Raw genomic sequence first — 19,281 nt, 5'->3', positions numbered from 1 at the left:
CCACACCTGACGCGGTGAGCACAAGCGGAAATGAGACGTCGCTGGGGGGGCACCCCGACGCATGGTCTTCGTTCATCCCACATAGTCAAGAAACCCCGAAAACATCCGACAATCATGCGTACGATCCTGAGATGCTTGAATATGAGTTCAGAGAGACAAAGCGGGGCAGGGCACGGCGGAGGCAATCCCCGGCAGAGGAAAACGATTCTGGTGGTCGACGATGACCCCATTGTCATCAAGCTCATTCAGCACCTCCTGGCGGAAGGGGAATACGATGTCATCGACGCCGGTGACGGCGAAACAGGCATTCGCCTGGCCGTGGAGCGGCGACCGGACTTGATCATTCTGGACGTCAGCATGCCAATTATGGACGGCTACGAAACAGCCGATCGACTGCGTACGTCACCCCAGCTATCATCCGTCCCGATCGTATTCCTGACCGCCCGCCAGCCTGAGCTTGATGAGGGGCGTGCTTTTGCCCATGGCGCGGCTATGTACCTCAAGAAGCCGTTTCCGCCCGACCAGCTCAAGCAGCTCATCGGCAGGGTGCTGTCCCCCCATACAACTTCATCGCCGTCGTGATCTGCACTCGCTCTGACTGCAGGGTTCGGCCTGTCAGTCCATCACTATTCATGTGTCTGCAAACGCAAAATTGTTGTCTTGCCCGGCGCCCATCGGACTATGGAAAATAGATGCACCGCTCTCCGACGCCTCTATACCGGCGGACCAACCGACCGATATATAAAACGATAGGAATCTGAAGGGGAATTCAAGGGTCCGGGAAGAAAGTTGTGAGGTCGTTGAAGACTCATACGAAGCTGGTGTTCCTGGTTTCGGCGGTCGCCATTCTGGGGGGTGTTACGTTATGGCTGAACAGCCGCCAGGAGACGCGCCAGCTCGGGCTGTTTCTCGACCGGGAACGGTCCGAGACCAAACGCGTGATCACCGGTTTTCTGGAGTTGTCGGGAGAGAGGCTTCGGGCTTTTGCCTATGACTACAGTTTCTGGGATGATCTGGTTCGGTTCGTTTCTACCGGCGACACCACCTGGGCCAGGAATTATTTGGATCCCGCGCTGTCCACTTTTGGCGCCGACGCCGTCTGGGTCCTGCGTCCAGACTGCAGCCTTTTTTATCTGACCACGAACTCATCGCTCTCGATCTCCTCCATCATGCCGGCCTCGCCGAAGACTCTTCGGCAGACATTTGACACCTCCCTGTTCTGTCATTTCTACAGCCTCACGCCAGAAGGCCTGTTTGAAATCAGGGGAGCATCGATCCAACCGACCGTCGACACCTTGCGGGTCACGAGGCCGAACGGGTACTTCATGGCGGGACGGCTCTGGACGCCTGCATTGATCGCCTCACTGGATAGCCAACATCAAGGGCAATTCAGCCTGGTCACGGATCCCGATTCCATCAGCCGCCATGAACATGCCGAGACCGATGGAAACAGGTCGAGAATCGACTGGGTATTGACGGATCCGGATGGACAGAAGGTCGGGCTCCTGCACTACGGATTTGCGACCGACCACATGTTTGAGCTCAGGTCGGTCGGCGATACCGAGATGCTGGTACTCGTGGGGTTCGTCGTCACCCTCATCGTGATCCTGACGATCGGGTTACGGCGTTGGGTGATCGCGCCGCTCAACTTGCTCTCGGAGAGTCTGCTGACTGACAATCCTGCGCACCTGGCGGGTATTCCCCTGTCCGATCATGATTTCGGCCGGCTTGCGCAGCTCATTGCCGAGTTCTTCTCCCAGCGCGAGCGATTGCACCAGGAGGCGACTGAGAGGCAACGCGTCGAGCGCGCCCTGCAGGAACTCAACGCCGACCTTGAAGATCGGGTCGCTCGGCGAACCACCGAGTGGGCGGAGGCAAATCGATCACTCGGCAACGAGATCGCCCGGGGTCGGCAGATGCAGAATGAGTTGCGCGCCAGCGAACAGCGCCTCGCGCAGGTGTTGGACTCGATACAAACCGGCGTGCTCGTTATCGATGCCCAGACACATGTGATCGTCGACGTGAACCCCGCGGCAGCGGCGATGATCGGCCTCGAGGTGAACCGGATCAAGGGGTCAGTCTGCCATCGCTTCATCTGCAACAAAGACGAAGGGCAGTGCCCGGTCACAGATTTGTATCAGAACATCGATCATTCGCAACGCGAATTGCTGACTGCCGCCGGTACGACAGTTCCGATTATCAAGAGCGTCACACGGATTACGCTCAATGGCCGTGACCACCTCCTTGAGGCGTTTGTGGACATCACCGATCGGGTCAAAGCCGAGGAAGCGCTCCGCCGCAGCGAGGAGTACTTCTGGTCATTGATTCACAATATCTCCGATGTCATCGTCGTACTGGAACCGACTGGCATCTGCCGGTACGTCAGCCCTGCTGTCGAAACAGTCCTCGGGTACTCGCCGGAAGATCTGGCCGGGCGGAAACTGACCGATCTGATACACCCTGATGATCTGCGACAGATCACGCCTCAAGGCTTCGACGGCACCCTGTCAGCCCAGACAACGATTCAAATGGAGTTCCGTCTAAAACACAAGGGCGGGGAGTGGCGACGAGTCGAGTCGGCCCAACGAACGGTGATTGATCCGGATGGGCGGCCATCATTGGTGCTTAACCTCCACGACATCACTGACGTGCACGCGCGCATGGAAGAAGTTGGGCGGTTCAAGGCCGCGCTCGACAACGCGGTCGATGCCATCTACCTTCACGAAATACCCTCCATGCGTATCATCGACTTGAACCAGACGGCAGCGGCGATCCTGGGCTACACCCGCGACGAGCTTCTCGGGCAGACCCCCGAATTCTACGATCGGGAGTTCACCCTGCAAAGAGAAGGCGAGCAGGCGCGGCAGCTTGCCGAGCAACACGGACACATAGAACTGGAGCGACGACACGTAAGGAAGGACGGCACAGAGATACCGGTCGAACTGCGGGTTCATGTGCATGACACCTCGAACGGACCTATCCTTGTCGTGCATGCCCACGACATCACGGCGCAGAAGGCCCAGGAGGAACTCAGAACTCGCCACGCGCAGGAAATCATAGCCAAAAACCGGATGCTTGATGCGGCCGTGCGACAAGTGACAATCGCCAAAGAGGCGCAGGAACGGGATGCAGATCAGTTGCGCTTGTTCGTCAAGGAACTCGAGGAAGCGCGCCAGATGGCTGAAAGTTCCAGTCGTGCCAAGAGCCAGTTTCTGGCCAATATGAGCCACGAGATCCGCACGCCCATGAACGGCATCATCGGTCTGACCGAATTGACACTGGATACGCCACTGACGGAGGAACAGCGCACTAATCTCCTGATGGTTCGAGAATCGGCCGACCACCTGCTGGAGATCATAAACGACGTGCTGGATATCTCCAAAATCGAGGCTGGGCGAATGATGCTGGAGCAGATCCCCTTCCGTCTTCGCGAGACCGTCCGTCAGGCGGTAGAAACTACGGCCCTTATCGCCCGCGAGAAAGGACTCGAGCTGGTGATTTCAGTGGCGGACAGCGCTGAAGAGAGTCTGGTGGGAGACCCGACCCGGCTGCGTCAGGTACTGGTCAACCTGATAAGCAATGCGATCAAATTCACCGAGCGGGGCATAGTCCGAGTGCGGGTCGAGCAGACCACGTGCGATGAGCAACGAGCCGCGTTCGAAGTTACCGTGTCGGACACCGGCATCGGCATCCCAGCCGAATATCAGAGTTCGATCTTTGCGAGCTTCGTGCAGGCCGATTGTTCCACCACCCGTCGATATGGCGGCACCGGACTCGGGACCACTATCTCAAAACAACTCGTCGAGTTGATGGGGGGACAGATCTGGCTGGAAAGCCCGACCAATAGCGACAGAGAGATCGGAGGACCCGGTACCACCTTCCATTTTACGATGACACTCCGCCGGGCGCGACCGGTGACGGCTGCAAACACTCACGGTAAAGAACAAGAAGCGGTTTCTGCGGCCCGATCTACCGGACCCAGCCGGTCACTGAACATACTCGTGGCAGAGGATACCCGCGTCAACCAGGAACTGATCAGACGTCTGTTGACCAAGTTGGGGCATCGGGTGACCATGGTCGCGAACGGACTGGACGCCATCACCGAGTCAGGGCGGCAAACGTACGACCTTGTTCTCATGGATGTCCAGATGCCCGATCTGGACGGCTACGAAGCGACTCGGGTGATCCGGCGCTCAGAGCAGTTGTACGAGAACCACCTGCCTGTCGTGGCCATGACTGCTCACGCCATGGACGGTGATCGCGAGAAGTGCCTTGCCGCGGGCATGGATGATTATATACCTAAGCCGATCGACAGCCGGCTGCTGCTGCAAATACTCGAACGCCATTGCGGCGCTTTGACTGGCTCGCCGGTCGGCGCACCCTCTCCGTCGTTTTCGCTGTCATCCTCCCTTTTCGACCCGGCCGACCTTGACCAGATCGTGGCCGGCGACGGAGCTCTGCTCGAGGAGATCATTTCCATTTTCCTCCGAGTCGCACCCGACATGATTGCACAACTGGAAAGCGCGGTTACAACACAGGACGCCGCGCGGATCGAACAACTGGCGCACAAACTCCGAGGCTCGGTCGCGAACTTCAGGGCCCAACCGGTCATGAGCATCGCACAGGAGATCGAGACCATGGGGCACAACCGTACATTTGACGGTATGGCCGAGCGGTTTCAGCGCCTGAGAGAATTGACAACCCGATTGAGCGAGGAGCTTGCGGCTCTTCAGAAGAGGCCGGTGGTATGAAAGTACTTGTGGTCGACGACGATCCGGTGACCCTGGGCACGATCAATGGTTTTCTCACGCCCGAGGGATTCGAAGTGGTGGCGGCCGCCACCGTCAAACAGGCGATTCAGGCGCTGGACGCCCAGCGTCCGATCCGCCTCATCATTGCCGATATCATGATGCCGAGCAAGGACGGGTTTGAGTTGCTCAATTTCCTGCATTCGAACCTGCGCTACCGCAAAGTGCCGGTGCTCATCTGCTCCGCGTTGGGCGCGCCCGATATCATTGTCAAGAGCATCCAGCTGGGAGCCCGTGACTTCCTCAAGAAACCCATCATCAAGGAGAACCTGCTGGCGCACGTCAAGAAGCTGGTCGCTGAGAACGCCAACACCGTTCTGATCGTGGACGATCAGAAGACCATCGCCGATCTGCTCAAGCGGGTTGTCGAACGCGAAGGATACGCCTCGATCGTGGTCGACAGCGGTGAGGAGGCGCTGGAGGCACTGGCCGCCAATCCCGTGGTGGCGGTGATCTCGGAGATCGTGCTGCCCGGCATGTCCGGTTTCGACCTGCTGGTCTCCATCAAGGATCAGCGACCTACACTGCCGGTGCTCATGATAACCGGCAGCAGCGAACAGTTCAACCGTGAGGACGCTATCGGCGCCGGAGCCGACGGGTACATTACCAAACCGTTTAAGAACGTCGAGATCGTGCGCAAACTGACCCACCTGATCATGAATCGTACTGGCAAGATCGATATCAGTAGGATAACGGCGGAGAAAGGCTAAGCACCGGCGCTCTGCTGTTCGAGCCATCTGCCTATCTGCAATTCCAGCGTGTCGAGCGGGAGGCAGCCATATCGTAGCAGTTCGTCGTGGAAGGCTCGGATGTCGAACCTCTCCCCCAGGAGTTTCTCGGCATTCTTCCGAAGCCGGGTGATCCTGAGTTCACCGATCTTGTAGGCGAGCGCCTGCCCCGGCCAGACCAGGTAACGATCGATCTCAACGGCGATATCGTGAAGCGATTTGCTCGAGTTCGCTTTGAAATAGTCAATGGCATGCTGACGGCTCCACCCCTTGGCATGCATTCCCGGATCAACTACCAATCGGATCGCCCGCCACATTTCGTATGTCAACTGGCCAAAACGAGAGAACGGATCCTGATAGAACCCCATCTCCCTGCCGAGGCTTTCGGCGTACAGCGCCCACCCTTCACCATAAGCTGTGATCCATGAGAAGCGGCGAAACTCCGGCAACTCCGCCATCTCCTGGGCTAACGCGATCTGAAGATGATGTCCCGGCACCGCCTCATGAAGCGAAAGCGCCTCCATCTCCCAGATCGGCCGCGAGGGCAGATTGTAGGTATTCACGAAATAGTATCCGGCACGACCGGCCTTGACCGAGCCGGGCTGGTAGTAGCCGGTGGTTTGTGATTTCTCCTCGTGCGGCGGTATCGGTATGACACCGTACGGCAACCGGGGAAGTCGTCCGAACAGCTTCGCCAGTTCCGGGTCCGCTCGCTTGGCGATCTCGCGATACTTCGTTACCAGTTCAGCCGCGGTGGCACAGAAAAAGCGTTGGTCAGTCCTTAGCCAGTCGCAAAACGATGCGAAATCCCCCTTGAATCCAGTCTGTGCGATCACACTCTCCATCTCGCGACGAATCCCCGTTACTTCGGCCAGACCGATCTCATGCACCTCATCAGGAGTCAGTGTAGTCGTTGTATGATGCCGAACCAGATAGGCATACCAGTCTTTGCCCTCGGGAAATTCGGACCAGGCCGTTGTGGACCGACAACCCGGAAGATACCTGCCAATGAGATACCTGCGCAGATTCTCGAAAGCCGGCACAACCTTCTCGAGATAACAGAGTTTCGCGCTTCGCTTCACCTCCGCCGATGACTCTGCGCAACTATCGTCGAATTTTCTGATCGGCGACAGAATAGGAGCCATCTCGACATCCTTCACGGCCTGTGCTTTCACCTGATCGGGGACGTCGGAAAGAGTCACTCGCGGCGGCGTAATCCCCTGTCGTAATCCTTCATCAAGCAGCGCGAGAGTCTGATCAACAAGTTCCGGAATCTTCTCCAGACGCGCCAGGATGTCCCCGATCTGAGCTTTCGTCTGAATCGGCATCATGCCCATCAGGCGCGGGATATCCTGCTGGATGCCGTGCATCTGGCTGATTGGAAGAAGTTCGCTGGGGAACCGATTACCGTCATTGGCGTCTTGCAGTGAGCGGGCGAATAGATCATAGCTGAGTTGATCGGTTTCGTTCAATGCAGAACGATCGATCGACTGCAGCACCTTCAACTGGTCAGTCACCTCGCGCTTCCGACGCGCGATTGTTTCTGGAGACAAATCAGTCCACCGGTCATTGTGCCCCGGGTAACCGAACTCAGTGGCAAACTCGGGGTTCTCTTCGAGACGATGTTCCCAGGAAGCCCGGAAAAACTTATGAAGACGGTCTGGTTCTGGAACGGTGCCGCGTTCGGCTAGGAATACCTTACATAGTTCTGAATAGCTCATCGGTATAATTCTCTCAACATCCTGGAATCCACAATACGACGGAACGCTCAAGACTTAAGGCGCAATGATCGGAGTTGCTGCAGCTCCATTCTTCGTTGCGCGCGGTTCTACATGGTCTTCACATACCGAGCTATCTGGAGCGTGTGAACCCGTTCGTGCCAGATCGCACGACGCATCAGCTTCCTCGGCGACCACTGTTCTCCCGAGCATACTGTCGTCTGCGTATCCCCAACTAATCCGTGCAGGCGCGTCAAAGTGAAATCGCGGACCTTGGCCAGAAGCTCAAAGGGGTCATCCGGTCGTTCCCCTTGAGGAAACGCCAAACCGAGACGGTCCCAGTACCACCACTCGGCCGTCCCAATATGCCTGAGAATGCCATTTATGTTTCGCTGGACCTCTCCGGGAATAGGCTTGTCTCGTATAGCTGCCGGCAAGTTAGCGACCACGGAAAGTAATTCTCGCCGATTCAGGCCGAGGAGACACTCAGCATACTCTGTATCGCCGACTGTGAGCGGGGACCTGTCGTTTTCGAAGAATGCGTTGACCAGGTAGTCAGGAGAACTCTGAAAGGCCCGAAATTCCTCTGCGATAACGAATTCAAATGGTGGTTGGAAGCTGCCCAATGCGAGGAACTTCGCCTGCGTTAATCTTGCCAGAGTCTCGTCAAGGGCATATGGCACCGAACTAATGGCCTCATCACGAGTCGATGCCCGGGCATAACATCCCGGAACTTCAAACACCCAGGCTACCCAGTTCCGTGGTTCCATATCCTCAATGCCGAGACTGAATTTCATTGAGACTGTCTCTGTTTACTGAAAGTGCATCGAACCATGATTTTCAACGCCTGATCGTCGAACGAATGCAGAGGGCGACTGGTTCCATGTAGGCTCGGTGCAAGGATTGGGACACTCGGCAAACCAAAATGACAGGTCACAGACCCTCGACTGGAAACCGCGAAGCGTAAGACTGACGATATCAGCGGGGGACTTGGGATACATATCGAACCGCGATTCTCAACGTCTGATCATCGACTAAATGCGCAGGGCGATTGGTTCCATGTACTACATGGCGGAGAGACTGGGATTCGAACCCAGGAGACGTTGCCGTCTACACGCTCTCCAGGCGTGCGCCTTCGACCGCTCGGCCATCTCTCCGACTCACACGTATATATCAGCCCACCTCAGAGCGGACCGGCGCCCAATCTACAGTAATTTGGCCAAATCGCAACAGGCGTCACTCGATTTGATCCTCTCATGGCTTGTCGGAACCCGGCGATTCCCCGAAATACAGAAACCTGTCCAGCATCTTGACATACTCCGACCATCCGGTTCCCCCCTGGCGGACGCGGATTCGGTCAATCGCCCCCATCTTGGAATCGATCTCATCGCAATAGTACAACACGAATGCTTCGGGCATCATAGGGACTACCGGCGAACCAAAATCCCGCTCCCCCTGATGCGACAGAATCATGTGCCGAAGTTTGACGAGTAATTTGTCCGGGAACCCCTCGATTCGGTGCGCTCTTTCGGCAATCCAGTTATCACAAATCGAAATATGGTCCACCAGGCGCCCTTCATCGGTGAAATCGATCATCATGTCCGCGGAATACGACCGGATCTTGCCGGCATCGTGAAACAGTCCGCCGAATAGCAGATAGTCTTTGTTCAGAAAGTCATATCCGGCAGCCACTCGAAGCGCCAGTTCGCCGACATTGGCCGAATGCTCGGAGAGTCCCCCGATATACGCATGGTGCCAGAGCTTACCGGCCGCCGCACGGAGGTACTCCTCCAGGAACGATTGGTCAGACCAGAATGACTCGGCCAGCGCCTTGATATAGCTGTTCTCGATCTTGTCGGTCAGCGCCCGGATACGGGCCAGCCGTTCATCGCGGGATTGGGTCGAATGCGGCAGGATATCTTCGATACGGTATTCATCGTCGGTGGCCAGTCGGACGCGGCTGACCGTCACCTGGAGCTTCTTGTTGTATTCGGTAACGACACCACGCACCTTGACCACCATCCCCTCGGTCAGCTCGGTCAGGGCGAACTGATCCGGCTCCCACATGACGCCGTTGATACGTCCGGTGTTGTCCCCCAATTCGAGCGATACAAACATACCGCGCTGGAATTCGCGCAGTTCGCGCCTGCGGACCGCGAAGAATCCCTCCACCTGGTCGTCAACGACGAACTCTTTGATTTTCTTGCTTTCCATCCCGACCGATTATAACAATATTTCCCCCAAGCGGTCAATGCCTACTGTCACACCGAGGGAACATCGAGTCCGCTTGAACGCTATAAGTCAATGAACGCGACATAGATATGAGAATCCTCGCCCGCTATATCGTCAGGGAGCATATCGCTCCGTTTCTGTTCGCGTTCTTCACGATCACCTTTCTGCTGATCATCGATTACGTCCCCAAGATCATCGACCACGTCATCGACAAAAATCTCTCCATCTGGGTCGTGCTTGAACTGATCGGCGTGAACCTGGCCTGGATGCTGGCGTTATCGGTGCCGATGGCCGTCCTGGTGGCCACGCTGATGGCGTTCGGGCGGCTGAGCGCCGATTTCGAAATTACCGCCATCAAGGCCTGCGGCGTCAATCTGCTTCATATCCTGATCCCGCTACTCGCCGTCGCCTCGGTTCTGGCCTTCGGAATGGTCCAGTTCAACGACAAAGTGCTTCCGGACCTGAACAAGCGGGCGCGGATGCTCTGGGGGGATATCTCCGCCATGCGCCCCACGCTCATCTTTCGGTCCGGGATATTCGTGACCGATGTGCCCGGCTATCTCATCTTGATTGACCGGATCAATCACGTCACCTCGCGCGTCGACGGCGTCCGCATCACTGAGACCAAAAACCCGACCAAGCCGCGCATCATCGTGGCCGAGTACGGTTTCCTCAAAATGACCGATAACGGCAAGAACATGGAATTCACCCTGTACAACGGTGAAGTGCACTCGCTGGACACGCAGGAGCCGGACAACTATCGCAAAGTCAATTTTCTGAATCAGGTAATCAATATCGCCGGCTCGCCGTCCGAACTGGTCCGCACCGATTCGGATTATCGCACCGACCGGGAGATGAGTATCAGCGACATGCGAACACGCGTCATTGAGGCGCAAGCTCTGGTAGAACCGTTTCGAGAGCGAATTGCCGCCAGTCTACACGACAAGTTGAAATACCTGCTGGCCGAGCCGTTCGAGTTCCGGCCGCACGTCCTGCTGTCGGATTCCGCCGCCACATTCGGCGTGCGAACTGATGCCATGGCTCTGGCCAAGACGGTCGAGCGGAGCAGCCAGCAGATGGACGCCCACGAAAAAACTGTCGACAAATTTCAGATCGAGATATATAAGAAATACTCTATCCCGGCTGCCTGCCTGGTGTTCATCGTCATCGGTGCACCTCTTGGGATTCTCTCGCGCAAAGGCGGCATGGGTGTGGCGATAAGTATCTCCATCGCACTTTTTATAATCTATTGGGCGTTTCTCATCGGTGGCGAGGATTTGGCAGACCGCGGGATGGTTTCGCCGTTCTGGGCCATGTGGGGCGCGAATATCTTACTGGGCGCGCTCGGACTGTATCTCATGTATATCGTTGTGTCGGAGCGCCCAATCTTCGCCTTCTTCCGGCGGTTATCCTAAAGCCATGATCCTCATTAGAAAACTGGACCAGTACCTGCTGAAGAGCTTCTTAAGCGCCCTGTTAGTGGTGGTGATGGCGATCGGGCTGACGATCATTGTCATAAACATGGTGGAAGAGCTACGGGATTTCATCGATCACCATGTGCCGTTCCTGCAGGTGCTGCAATACTACGCGTATTTCGGCGGCTGGGTGGTCAAGTCGTTTTTGCCGGTCTTTGTTCTGCTTGCAACCCTGTTCTCGGTCTCGATCCTGGCCCGGCGAAACGAGATCCTGGCCATGAAAGCCAACGGCCTGTCGCTCTACCGGGTGGCGCTTCCCTATTTCTTCGCCAGCATAATGCTGGCAGTGGGTCATTTCTATTACAACGAATACATCTTCCCGCCGCTCAACCAGCGACGACTTGAAATCAAGGAATTCACGATCGAGCGACGTTCCAAAGACCAATTGACCAAAGTGCGCAATCTGTACCGCCAGATTAGCCCCGGCTATTTTTACACGCTGGCCAATTTCGATGCTGACCGCAACATGGGCCAGGATTTCAAGCTGTACAAGACTTCCGGTAACCAGCTCAGGAGCCTGGTCACCGCTCAGCGGATTGAGTATGCCGACTTTCAGTGGCACGCCTTCCAGGGGAGTGTGCGCATATTCGAGGATTCTTTGCGTGAATCCTACGAACGGTTCGACACCATGACCATAGCCGACATCGCCGACAAACCTGAGGACCTGATGCGACGTCTTGGTAAGCCTGAGGACATGGGACTCGTAGAACTCAAACAGTACATCGACCTGATGAAACGTGCCGGCGGGCCGCACTTGCGCGAGTCTATTGACCTCCGTATCAAGTACTCGTATCCGGTCTCATCGGTGATCGTCATTCTCATTTGCCTGCCGTTCGCATCGAATCCACGGCGAGCTGGTGTTGCTGTGTCGTTCGCGCTCGGCGCCGTGCTGGCGCTCTTGTATTTCATTCTGTTCCGAGTGATGCAATCGGCAGGATACAACGAGAAGATACCTGCCGACTTCGCCGTCTGGGGTGTGAACAGCGTGTTCTTTCTCATTGGAATCGTTTTGATGCTAAAAGCGAGGAAATGATGCCGCACCCGGATCACGAGAAAAACCGCGCGCTCTGGAACGAAACGGTCGACCTGCACTACACGCATCCGCGGTATCACGTCGAAGAATTCCTGCAGGACCGGTCGAGCTTGTTGCCATTGGAGCGACAGGAATTGCCCGATGTTCGCGGCAAGAAGCTGCTTCACCTGCAGTGCCAGTTCGGTCAGGACACGCTTTCCTGGGCGCGTGAGGGAGCGATTGTAACCGGCGTGGATATCTCCGACCGCTCTATAGCACGCGCCAATGAACTCAAAGCCAGGGCGGGACTCGAGGCGCGCTTTGTGCGCTCGGATGTCCTCGATTTGATTGGTGCCATCGATGATCGATTCGACATTATTTATCAGTCGTAGGGCGCCTTGATCTGGTTGGCTGACCTGCAGCGCTGGGCTGCTGTGGTGGCGCATTATCTCAAACCGGGTGGAATATTCCTGCTTATCGACAGTCACCCTGTCTCGGTGCTTTTCGAAGAAACGACCCTGAACTATTTCAGCAAAGAGCCGGAGCGGCTGATTGATTCGCCGGATTACTGCGTGCGGGAGCATCGCTCGAAGAACGAGTCGGTCGAATGGCAGCACACTATCGCAAATATCCTGAACGCTTTGATTCGCGCTGGGCTGACAATCGAGAAGTTGGGGGAATATGATTTCTGTTTTTATCCCGTGAAAGAGGACTGGATTCCCAAAGGGGACGGCTACTGGTATCCGCCGTCCGGCCCGACCCCGTACCCCATGATTCTGTTGGTCAGAGCAAGGAAGACATAGTCCACCGTTTCTCTGCCAGGTGAAACTGAACCTGTGTCATTGCGAGGCGCTTCGCCGAAGCAATCTCAGTTTCCTTGAGTCCGTCATTGCGAGGAGCGAAGCGACGAAGCAATCTCTCATTGCGTCTTGAAGCTCACATGTCCGTTCGGTCGGGTCTTGCGAGCCGTTCTATATGCAGACTTGAGGCGTCAAATCACTCACAACGTTTGAATTAGCAAGTTGTCCATTAGCGCCAAACAGGCTCGTGTGACCCGACCGAATGAACGATTCACTTCAAGTTGCGGTAGTTGTAGTAGGGCGGAACCGCCTCTGGTTCCGCCATCGATGTAATGGCATAACGGCAGAACCACAAAGGGGTTCTGCCCTACGCCTACTTCAGTCATAGCCGACTCCAACCCTCTACGTCCCCATCTCCCACGAACTAAGATATTTCTTCTGCTCAGGCGTCAGCTTGTCTATCGAGATGCCCATCGATTTCAGCTTGAGCGCCGCGATAGCTTCATCGATCTTCTGCGGCACCACGTACACTTTCCGCTGAAGTTTCGCGTGGTTCTTCACCACATACTCCGCTGCCAGCGCCTGGTTCGCAAACGACATATCCATCACCATCGCCGGATGCCCCTCCGCCGCCGCAAGATTGATTAAGCGCCCTTCTGAGAGCACATGGATCCGCTTCTTTGCGAGCGTAAACTCCTCCACGTGCGGGCGGACCATACCCCGTTTTGAGGCCGCTTTGGCAATCGAGGCAAGATCGATCTCGACGTTGAAATGCCCCGAGTTGCAAATGACCGCGCCGTCTTTCATGCGCTTGGCATGCTCCAGACGAATGACATTAATATCTCCGGTTACCGTGATAAACAGATCCCCCAGCGGCGCCGCTTTCGCCATCGACATTACTTGATATCCGTCCATCGCGGCTTCTATCGCTTTCACAGGGTCAACCTCGGTGACAACCACGTTCGCACCCAGCCCTTTTGCCCGCACCGCCACACCACGGCCACACCAGCCATACCCGGCAATCACGACCGTCGAGCCGGCTATCAGCATGTTGGTGGCGCGAATGACACCATCAATTGTCGACTGCCCTGTACCGTACCGATTGTCAAAGAAATGCTTGGTCTTGGACTCGTTCACCGCAATCACCGGAAACAGAAGCGCGTCGTCCCGCTCCATCGCCTTTAATCGTATCACGCCCGTGGTTGTCTCTTCCGTCCCGGCCCAAACCTTCGGAGCGAGATTCTTGCGCTCGGTATGAAGTGTCGACACCAGATCGGCGCCATCATCCATCGTAATCTGCGGTTTGAAATCCAAACACTGGTGAATATGCTTGTAATACGTCTTGTGGTTTTCCCCATTGCGGGCAAAGACCGGTAACTTGAACTCAGCCACCAAGGCGGCGGCAGTCTCATCCTGTGTCGAAAGCGGATTGGATGCGCACAACGCGACGGTCGCGCCACCCGCGCTCAGGGTTCGCATCAAGTTGGCGGTCTCGGTTGTCACGTGCAGACATGCGGCAATGGTCGTCCCCTTAAGCGGCTGCTCTTTTGCGAACCGCTCGCGAATCAACCGAAGCACCGGCATGCTTTTCTCGGCCCATTCGATCTTGCGGAGCCCCTCTTTGGCCAGCCTGATATTGGCGATATCGTATTTCAGTGCCATCACGCTCACGCTTCCTTTGCCAGAATGGCCGCTTTGTCGGTCCGCTCCCAGGTGAATTCCTTCTCGGTCCGGCCAAAATGCCCGTACGCGGCGGTTTTGCGATAGATGGGCCGGAGCAGATTAAGCGACTTGATAATGCCGCGCGGCGTGAGATCGAAATGCTTATTGATGAGTTGAGCGATTCGCTTCTCGGGAACCTTGTTGGTGTTGTCGGTAAACACCATCATCGAAACCGGTCTGACTACGCCAATCGCATACGCCAACTGAATGGTGCACTTGTCCGCCAATCCGCTCGCCACCACGTTCTTCGCGATATACCGCGCCATGTAGCTGGCTGAGCGGTCGACTTTGGTCGGGTCCTTGCCCGAAAACGCCCCGCCGCCGTGTGAGGCCATCCCGCCGTAGGTATCGACAATGATCTTTCGCCCTGTCATGCCGGTGTCGCACTGCGGACCACCCACCACGAACTTACCGGTTGGGTTCACGTAGAACTTGGTCCTGTTGTCTATCATGCGGTGCGGGATGACCGGCATCACCACCTTCTCGATCATCTCATCCACAGACCGCTTCGTGATCCTCCTGCCACTTTTGTCCAGAATATCCTCGGAATGCTGCGACGAGATCACGATTGTATCCACGCGAGCCGGCATCCCATCGACATACTCAATAGTCACCTGCGATTTGCCGTCCGGACCAAGATACCCCAGTATCTTCTTCTTGCGAACTTCGGCCAGCCGATGAGTCAGCTTGTGCGCGAGCATGATCGGCATCGGCATCAGTTCTTTCGTCTCACGACAGGCGTAACCGGACATCAACCCCTGGTCACCCGCGCCACCGGTGTTCACACCCTGCGCGATATCGGGAGACTGTGAACCTATCGTGTTGACAATCGCACAGGTATTGTAGGTGAATCCCATGCGCGGATCGGTGTAACCGACTTCGCGAATGATTTTTCGGACCAGCGTGTGAATGTCGACATAACCGACCGTCGTGATTTCGCCGCCGACGATTACGAGCCCAACCGTCACGAATGTCTCGCAGGCCACCCGGCCATGTTTGTCCTGCCGAAGGACCTCGTCGAGGACGCCATCGGATATCTGGTCAGAAAGCTTGTCGGGATGCCCCTCGGTGACGGACTCCGAGGTGAAGAGGAAATTCCCTCCTGCCATGAGCCTTACTCCTTGTATGCGTGAAATACGTGTATGATCATGATTTTCAAGTGATAATCATCTCGGAGGAATCGCCGATATTGAGCGTGCGCGGCGATCCGGTGATAACCACATGATGACCGATTAGCGAGTTTTCGAGCACCACATGCTCGACCCGCGCGTGCGGCCCGACGATCGTGTCCCGAAGAATGGCATGCTCCACTACGGCTCCCTCCGAGAGCGAGACATTCGGCCCCAGCACGCTGTGCTTGACCACCGCCCCTTCGCCGATAAACACAGGCTGGACAATCGTAGAGCCAGCCACTCTGGTCTGGTGCGCCATCCGTTTCAGCAGATGTCGATTAGTTTCTAAGATTGTCTCTTTCTTTCCGCAATCGAACCATTCGGCCACCTCGTACGGCACGAACCGGCTGCCCGACTCGATCATGGCCTGGAGAGCATCCGTAAACTGCACTTCGCCCCGGGTGATCCGACCGGAAGCAACGTGATCATCCAGCGCCGCCTTGAGCTTGCCGGAGTCCTGGAAATAATATAGCCCGATCACTGCCAGGTCGGTTTTCGGGTTAGTGGGCTTTTCTTCGAGTCGAACCACCGTCCCGTCCTCGATCTCGACGATGCCGAACCGTTGAGGGTCTTCCACCTGCCGAACGCCCAGAACGTATTCACCGGCTGAGACGAACTTCTGCAGGTCGCATTCCACGATCGTGTCGCCAAGCACCACCAGCACGGGGCCGTTTTGTATCTGGTTCATGGCCAAACTGACCGCATACCCAAGCCCCAGCAGGTTCTCCTGCCTGACGAATGACGTCCTGAAGCTGTAGGACTTCTCGATATATTCTCTGATATCATCACCGCGGAAGCCGATGACAAAGACCACTTCCTCTGGATTCAGTTTCAGAATCGGCTCGAGCACGTGCGAAATGATGGGTCGCCCGGCCACATGGAGCAGAACCTTGGGCGTGGTGAAGGTGTGCGGGCGAAGGCGGCTGCCGACTCCGGCGACTGGGATAATGACTTTCACGTGTGACCTCTCACTTCGCCTGCCAAGGTAGGCAATGGCACTGTCCCTGACAAGTCCAATCAGGAGTCTTCCGGGAAATCCGGCTGCATCCCTGCGCTATTTGCTCTGAAACGTGCTTGTCGGTAAGGTGAGGAATCGCTCGCCTGTCTCAAGCACCCGGACAAAATGCGCGCTGTCGGCGCCCCGTTCATAGAGACCAAGCTGCAGTTCGACCGCCGGGCCGGCATAGCGAAACCGCCGGTACACTCCGGCCGGCTCGCCGCTCTTCCAGCGCGAGGTCGGTACGACCGGCCGGAAGTCAAACACCAGGTCCTGACTATCGGCCAGGGTGCCCCCCTTTGCGCTTGAATCCGCCGCCTGAATGCGGAACGCGACCGTGTAATTAACGGTCAGCGATTCATGTGGGACGAAGTAGAACTCAGCCGCACACCAGTCGCCGGACTGACGGGTTATCTGTGCCGCGACAAGGTCGATCGGCGGGTCCGAGAAGACACCGATACGGCCATGGGGTGATTCCTGCTTGAGTCCCAGGAGCACCCGGAACAATCGGTCTGCACTGGATATATTCTCAGTTGAAGCCGGTTTGTCGAGTGGGTTGATCACCAGCAGTTCCGGAATCAGGTACTGCCGGGCGAACTCGCGGTGAAGGGTGTCCCCCAGGACAAAGTATTTGAGAAGCGCCAACTCGTCAGCTTCGGACAGTTTCACTTTCTCCGGATCGAAGTCGCCTGGGATTATGGAATCACTGATCGCCTGGATCCACCCGGCGAACAGCTCCTGGCGGTTTCGAAGCCGCTCGTCGTGAGGGCGCGCCATGCTGGCCAGGCCGTAGAATTGCGCGGCACGGGCGAAACCGACGATCCCGGCTTCAGCAGCTTGCTCCGCCTTGAACTTGAACTGCACCCCAAGCCGTTCGATCACTTTGCGCCACCGGTAGTCATCCAAAAGCTCCGGATTACCCGTGTAGAGGTTGCCGAAAGAGGCAACAACCGTGTCGTAGCTGTCCAGACTGCCGGACCGGACACCATCAAGGAGCGAAAGAGCCGGCGACGGGAACTTGTCCGGGTTTTTTGTCGTGTCATAGACCGGCGTCTCGGGGTCATAGCCGCAGCCGGACAGCACTACAAAGATTTCGGCGCAAAACACCAAAACCGCCATTGACAAGCATCTATTCGCTCTCATATGTTCTATGATACGAGTCGCAGTCTTCAAATGCAACGGTCTTGAGTACCTGGGAGACTGATATCCAGCATAGGGTAGTACCTTGATTTGGGCACATCTCGGATTCAATCGCGATATTTTCTTCGTGGAGCCACTGCGGCCCACAGAGCAAGACATTAAGCTTTTTGTCGGCCGCGACAAAGAGATAAACAGATATTTAGTCGATACTCTAAGCGGTGAGCGTTCATTAAAAGTGGTTACCGGAGAGGTCGGCGTTGGCAAGACGACTTTCGTCAACGCCTGCCAATACTTTTCCTACATAAACCAAGAACCTGAGGGCTTCAGGTTTGCACTTCCCAGGGTTCTGCCTTGCTTCGAGAAGATTCAGATCAGGGAGGCGGACGACTTAGACCTTTTCATCCAACAGACAATTACGTCCGTGTGTATTAGCATCGCACTGCATTGTCGGTTGGAAAAGATCGAACCGCCCAAAGAAGTTCAAGAGATTCTATCTGTATTTCTTGATGTCATGATTAAGACCGGTGGCGCCGGTGTCAGCATCGGTGCTTCCCTTTTAGGCTCAGGGCTTGACTTCGGACGTTCGGCTGAGGGAAAGGCACAGAACGTCATTAAAAATGGGCGGATTCACCTGACGCATTTGGTGGAGATTGCAAGAGAGAAGCTCGGATTTCGCGGTGTGTTCATACTCGTCAATAATCTTGACCTCCTGTCCAAAGAGCGGTTGGTGACCTTCTTTAATGCTGCCAGAGATGAGCTGTTTGACCTCCCGGGCATTTACTGGACTGTCATTGGCAGAAAGGGAGTAGGTAGTATCATAGAAACAGAGATTAGCCGGGTGGCAAATTATCTGTCTGGTACAGAGCTATACATCCCGCCTTTGACATATGAGAAGGCGAAAGAGGTGATAGACCGTCGAGTGCAGATGTTTCGGAAGCAAGACTCTATTCGGAGTCCCTTGACCGACGAAACCATAAAAATAATTCACCACTTTTCCATGCGAGAAATCCGCGAGACGCTCAAGACCTCTGGTGACCTCGTGAAAAGCGTGATTATGGTAAACCCGTCCCTAAATCCCATACCCACCGACGTCGCAATGTCAGCATTCGTGCAACTTGCGCATGAGCGTGCGAAGGATCTTGAGTTGTCTACTGCCGCCACGAATATACTTAAGGCAGTAGCAGACAAAGAAAGCTGTCGTCCAAAAGACTTTGCAAAATACGGCTACAAAACCCCGCAAGCTTTTTCTGCCGCGCTCAAGGGCCTGGTAAAGAAGAAACTTCTTTCAGTCGAAGAGAGGGGCAAAGCGACATACTACAGGATGACGGGAATGACCTTATTTGCAGCAATCACCGGGGCATTGGGAACCGATATCCAACGAGAAGCGATGGAGAAGCTTCAGACACACAGGAAGTCAATCACAGGCGAGGATCGCCTCTTCTCCGGACAATTGGAGTTTCAGTTCGACGATTAGGTT

General features: G+C 55.9%; 15 protein-coding genes and 1 tRNA gene. 8 read left to right on the top strand and 8 right to left on the bottom strand.

Annotated features, from left to right (window positions below):
* Positions 1-141: 141 nt before the first annotated feature.
* From AB1644_05280 to AB1644_05270, 3 genes are all read left to right on the top strand, one after another.
* On the top strand, positions 142-582 hold the full coding sequence (locus tag AB1644_05280) for a response regulator (GenBank protein MEW6050459.1): 441 nt from the start codon (positions 142-144) through the stop codon (positions 580-582).
* A gap of 218 nt (positions 583-800) precedes the next feature.
* The gene (locus AB1644_05275; GenBank protein MEW6050458.1) at positions 801-4,751 is read left to right on the top strand and encodes a PAS domain S-box protein; all 3,951 of its coding nucleotides are present in this window, start codon (positions 801-803) and stop codon (positions 4,749-4,751) included.
* Positions 4,748-5,518 carry a response regulator gene (locus AB1644_05270; GenBank protein ID MEW6050457.1) on the top strand — a complete coding sequence of 257 codons (771 nt, stop codon included), beginning with the start codon at positions 4,748-4,750 and terminating at the stop codon, positions 5,516-5,518. The genes AB1644_05275 and AB1644_05270 overlap by 4 nt, the downstream gene beginning before the upstream one ends.
* Here the strand turns inward: AB1644_05270 and AB1644_05265 are convergent.
* The 4 genes from AB1644_05265 to AB1644_05250 form a co-directional block, all read right to left on the bottom strand.
* Positions 5,515-7,257, bottom strand: coding sequence for a DUF885 domain-containing protein (locus AB1644_05265; protein ID MEW6050456.1), 1,743 nt, complete (start codon positions 7,255-7,257; stop codon positions 5,515-5,517). The genes AB1644_05270 and AB1644_05265 overlap by 4 nt on opposite strands.
* Positions 7,258-7,364: 107 nt before the next feature.
* Complete coding sequence (locus AB1644_05260; protein MEW6050455.1) at positions 7,365-8,051, bottom strand: hypothetical protein; 687 nt, start codon at positions 8,049-8,051, stop codon at positions 7,365-7,367.
* A 272-nt stretch (positions 8,052-8,323) separates the two neighbouring features.
* Positions 8,324-8,411 (bottom strand) — tRNA-Ser (locus AB1644_05255).
* A gap of 97 nt (positions 8,412-8,508) precedes the next feature.
* A complete protein-coding gene (locus AB1644_05250; protein ID MEW6050454.1) occupies positions 8,509-9,468 on the bottom strand; it encodes an OB-fold nucleic acid binding domain-containing protein in 960 nt (319 codons plus the stop codon).
* 107 nt (positions 9,469-9,575) lie between these two features.
* Here AB1644_05250 and AB1644_05245 point away from each other — a divergent pair, with 107 nt between their 5' ends.
* From AB1644_05245 to AB1644_05230, 4 genes are read left to right on the top strand one after another with little or no spacing between them, the layout of a single operon-like run.
* A complete protein-coding gene (locus tag AB1644_05245; protein ID MEW6050453.1) occupies positions 9,576-10,901 on the top strand; it encodes an LptF/LptG family permease in 1,326 nt (441 codons plus the stop codon).
* Between the two features lie 4 nt (positions 10,902-10,905).
* Positions 10,906-11,994 (top strand): LptF/LptG family permease, encoded by a 1,089-nt coding sequence (locus AB1644_05240; GenBank protein ID MEW6050452.1) that lies wholly within the window; start codon positions 10,906-10,908, stop codon positions 11,992-11,994.
* On the top strand, positions 11,994-12,365 hold the full coding sequence (locus AB1644_05235; protein ID MEW6050451.1) for a class I SAM-dependent methyltransferase: 372 nt from the start codon (positions 11,994-11,996) through the stop codon (positions 12,363-12,365). The genes AB1644_05240 and AB1644_05235 overlap by 1 nt, the downstream gene beginning before the upstream one ends.
* Before the next feature lie 6 nt (positions 12,366-12,371).
* On the top strand, positions 12,372-12,776 hold the full coding sequence (locus tag AB1644_05230; GenBank protein ID MEW6050450.1) for a hypothetical protein: 405 nt from the start codon (positions 12,372-12,374) through the stop codon (positions 12,774-12,776).
* A gap of 399 nt (positions 12,777-13,175) precedes the next feature.
* Here the strand turns inward: AB1644_05230 and ahcY are convergent, their stop codons facing one another.
* The 4 genes from ahcY to AB1644_05210 all read right to left on the bottom strand — a co-directional run bounded on the left by ahcY (position 13,176) and on the right by AB1644_05210 (position 17,771).
* Positions 13,176-14,429, bottom strand: coding sequence for an adenosylhomocysteinase (gene ahcY, locus AB1644_05225; protein ID MEW6050449.1), 1,254 nt, complete (start codon positions 14,427-14,429; stop codon positions 13,176-13,178).
* A gap of 11 nt (positions 14,430-14,440) precedes the next feature.
* Positions 14,441-15,604: a methionine adenosyltransferase gene (gene metK / locus AB1644_05220; GenBank protein MEW6050448.1), complete on the bottom strand. Its 1,164-nt coding sequence runs from the start codon at positions 15,602-15,604 to the stop codon at positions 14,441-14,443.
* A 46-nt stretch (positions 15,605-15,650) separates the two neighbouring features.
* Entirely contained in the window at positions 15,651-16,625 is a 975-nt protein-coding gene (locus tag AB1644_05215; GenBank protein MEW6050447.1) for a sugar phosphate nucleotidyltransferase, read from the bottom strand.
* Between the two features lie 96 nt (positions 16,626-16,721).
* Positions 16,722-17,771: a hypothetical protein gene (locus AB1644_05210; protein ID MEW6050446.1), complete on the bottom strand. Its 1,050-nt coding sequence runs from the start codon at positions 17,769-17,771 to the stop codon at positions 16,722-16,724.
* Positions 17,772-17,889: 118 nt separating this feature from the next.
* Between AB1644_05210 and AB1644_05205 the strand changes: the two genes are divergently transcribed.
* Entirely contained in the window at positions 17,890-19,278 is a 1,389-nt protein-coding gene (locus AB1644_05205) for a hypothetical protein (GenBank protein ID MEW6050445.1), read from the top strand.
* Positions 19,279-19,281: the final 3 nt, after the last annotated feature.

Source organism: Candidatus Zixiibacteriota bacterium (assembly GCA_040753875.1).
Taxonomy (GTDB): domain Bacteria; phylum Zixibacteria; class MSB-5A5; order GN15; family FEB-12; genus DATKJY01.
This window is presented reverse-complemented; position numbering and strand designations above follow the sequence as displayed.

What these genes read in the sequence shown, in the direction of transcription:
- AB1644_05265 (MEW6050456.1), bottom strand. Translation starts at nt 7,257, where the DNA reads ATGAGCTATTCAGAACTATGTAAGGTATTCCTAGCCGAACGCGGCACC.
- AB1644_05250 (MEW6050454.1), bottom strand. Translation starts at nt 9,468, where the DNA reads ATGGAAAGCAAGAAAATCAAAGAGTTCGTCGTTGACGACCAGGTGGAG.
- AB1644_05260 (MEW6050455.1), bottom strand. Translation starts at nt 8,051, where the DNA reads ATGAAATTCAGTCTCGGCATTGAGGATATGGAACCACGGAACTGGGTA.
- metK (MEW6050448.1), bottom strand. Translation starts at nt 15,604, where the DNA reads ATGGCAGGAGGGAATTTCCTCTTCACCTCGGAGTCCGTCACCGAGGGG.
- AB1644_05270 (MEW6050457.1), top strand. Translation starts at nt 4,748, where the DNA reads ATGAAAGTACTTGTGGTCGACGACGATCCGGTGACCCTGGGCACGATC.
- AB1644_05280 (MEW6050459.1), top strand. Translation starts at nt 142, where the DNA reads ATGAGTTCAGAGAGACAAAGCGGGGCAGGGCACGGCGGAGGCAATCCC.
- AB1644_05235 (MEW6050451.1), top strand. Translation starts at nt 11,994, where the DNA reads ATGCCGCACCCGGATCACGAGAAAAACCGCGCGCTCTGGAACGAAACG.
- AB1644_05240 (MEW6050452.1), top strand. Translation starts at nt 10,906, where the DNA reads ATGATCCTCATTAGAAAACTGGACCAGTACCTGCTGAAGAGCTTCTTA.
- AB1644_05245 (MEW6050453.1), top strand. Translation starts at nt 9,576, where the DNA reads ATGAGAATCCTCGCCCGCTATATCGTCAGGGAGCATATCGCTCCGTTT.